Annotated in this window: 1 protein-coding gene; it reads right to left on the bottom strand. The window is 59.9% G+C overall.

From position 1 onward, the window contains the following. A partial coding sequence (locus ACXPVS_RS27160) for an immunoglobulin-like domain-containing protein (RefSeq protein WP_458512633.1) occupies positions 1-2599 on the bottom strand: 2599 nt, incomplete at both ends.

Here is a 2599-nt window from a genome sequence, read left to right as displayed (position 1 = left end):
AGCAGCGTTAGTCAATGTCGCGGTGTAGAGGATCGAGCCGCCTTCAGCCACGGAATCCGTTGCGCTCAGGCTGAGAGTCGTAGTGTCCGGGGTATCAGTAACGGTGGTCGAAACCGGCGTTTTATCCGCGACCAGATTTTCGTAGTTACCACCGCTCACGTTGGTGATCGAGTTGGTCAACGGTGCGTGACCATTGAGCACATCGTTCGGCGCAACGAAATTCACGGAGCCGCTGCTCTCGCCAACCGGGATGGTGATGGTCTGTCCGTTGGCCAGGGTCACGGTGACCGGGGAGCCAGTGACAGGCTGACCGATCGTCGCGGTGTAAGTGACAGTGCCGCCTTCAGCCGCAGTATCGGTCGCAGTCAGTTTCACCGTCGAGGTGTCGATGGTGTCAGTGACGCTGGTAACCGCCGCAACAGTGCTTGGTACCAAGTTTTCGAAGTTACCACCGGTGGCTTTGGTGATTGTCGCCTGAACAGTGCCGGCATCTTTGTAGACGTCATCGGCCGGAGCAGCAACGGTCACGGAACCGCTGGTGGCGCCGGCCGCGATGGTGATTACCGCGCCGTTGCTCAATGTCACGGTGACCGGTGTACCAGCAGCATTGGTCAGGTTGGCGGTGTAGACGATTGAACCGCCTTCAGCGACCGAATCGGTAGCGCTCAAGGACAGGTTGGTGGTGTCTGGCGTGTCGGTCACGGTGGTGCTGACCGGCGTTTTATCCGCGACCAGGTTTTCGTAGTTGCCGCCGCTCACGTCGGTGATCGAGTTGGTCAACGGTGCGTGGCCATTGAGCACATCGTTCGGTGCTACAGCATTAACAGTGCCGCTGGTTTTGCCGATGTCGATGGTGATGGTCTGGCCGTTGGCCAGGGTCACGGTGACCGGGGAGCCAGTGACAGGCTGACCGATCGTCGCGGTGTAAGTGACAGTGCCGCCTTCAGCCGCAGTATCGGTCGCAGTCAGTTTCACCGTCGAGGTGTCGATGGTGTCAGTGACGCTGGTAACCGCCGCAACAGTGCTTGGTACCAAGTTTTCGAAGTTACCACCGGTGGCTTTGGTGATTGTCGCCTGAACAGTGCCGGCATCTTTGTAGACGTCATCGGCCGGAGCAGCAACGGTCACGGAACCGCTGGTGGCGCCGGCCGCGATGGTGATTACCGCGCCGTTGCTCAATGTCACGGTGACCGGTGTACCAGCAGCATTGGTCAGGTTGGCGGTGTAGACGATCGAGCCGCCTTCAGCCACGGAATCCGTTGCGCTCAGGCTGAGAGTCGTAGTGTCCGGGGTATCAGTAACAGTGGTCGAAACCGGCGTTTTATCCGCGACCAGGTTTTCGTAGTTGCCGCCGCTCACGTCGGTGATCGAGTTGGTCAGCGGCGCGTGGCCATTGAGCACATCGTTCGGTGCTACAGCATTAACAGTGCCGCTGGTTTTGCCGATGTCGATGGTGATGGTCTGGCCGTTGGCCAGGGTCACGGTGACCGGAGAGCCAGTGACAGGCTGACCGATTGTCGCGGTGTAAGTGACGGTACCGCCTTCAGCGGCAGTATCGGTCGCAGTCAGTTTCACCGTCGAGGTGTCGATGGTGTCGGTGACGCTGGTAACCGCCGCAACAGTGCTCGGCACCAGGTTTTCGAAGTTGCCACCGGTGGCTGCGGTGATTGTTGCTTGAACAGTGCCGGCATCTTTGTAGACGTCATCGGCCGGGGCAGCAACGGTCACGGAACCGGTGGTGGCGCCGGCAGCGATGGTGATTACCGCGCCGTTGCTCAGGGTCACGGTGACCGGTGTGCCGGCTGCGTTGGTCAGGTTGGCGGTGTAGACGATCGAGCCGCCTTCAGCCACGGAATCCGTTGCGCTCAGGCTGAGAGTCGTAGTGTCCGGGGTATCAGTAACAGTGGTCGAAACCGGCGTTTTATCCGCGACCAGGTTTTCGTAATTTCCGCCGCTCACGTCGGTGATCGAGTTGGTCAGCGGCGCGTGGCCATTGAGCACATCGTTCGGTGCTACAGCATTAACAGTGCCGCTGGTTTTGCCGATGTCGATGGTGATGGTCTGGCCGTTGGCCAGGGTCACGGTGACCGGGGAACCAGTGACAGGCTGACCGATCGTCGCGGTGTAAGTGACAGTGCCGCCCTCAGCGGCAGTATCGGTCGCAGTCAGTTTCACCGTCGAGGTGTCGATGGTGTCAGTGACGCTGGTAACCGCCGCAACAGTGCTTGGCACCAGGTTTTCGAAGTTACCGCCAGTGGCTTTGGTGATTGTCGCCTGAACAGTGCCGGCATCTTTGTAGACGTCATCGGCAGGCGCAGCAACGGTTACGGAGCCACTGGTGGCGCCGGCCGCGATGAGGATCACTGCGCCGTTGCTCAATGTCACGGTGACCGGTGTACCAGCAGCATTGGTCAGGTTGGCGGTGTAGAGGATCGAGCCGCCTTCAGCTACGGAGTCAGTGGCCGACAGGCTGAGAGTCGTAGTGTCCGGGGTATCAGTAACAGTGGTCGAAACCGGCGTTTTATCAGCGACCAGATTTTCGTAGTTGCCACCGCTCACGTCGGTGATCGAGTTGGTCAGCGGCGCGTGGCCATTGAGC

The organism is Pseudomonas sp. Ma2-10 (genome assembly GCF_054330215.1).
Note: the sequence above shows the minus strand (reverse complement) of the source record. Positions and strands in the feature narration are given on the sequence as shown.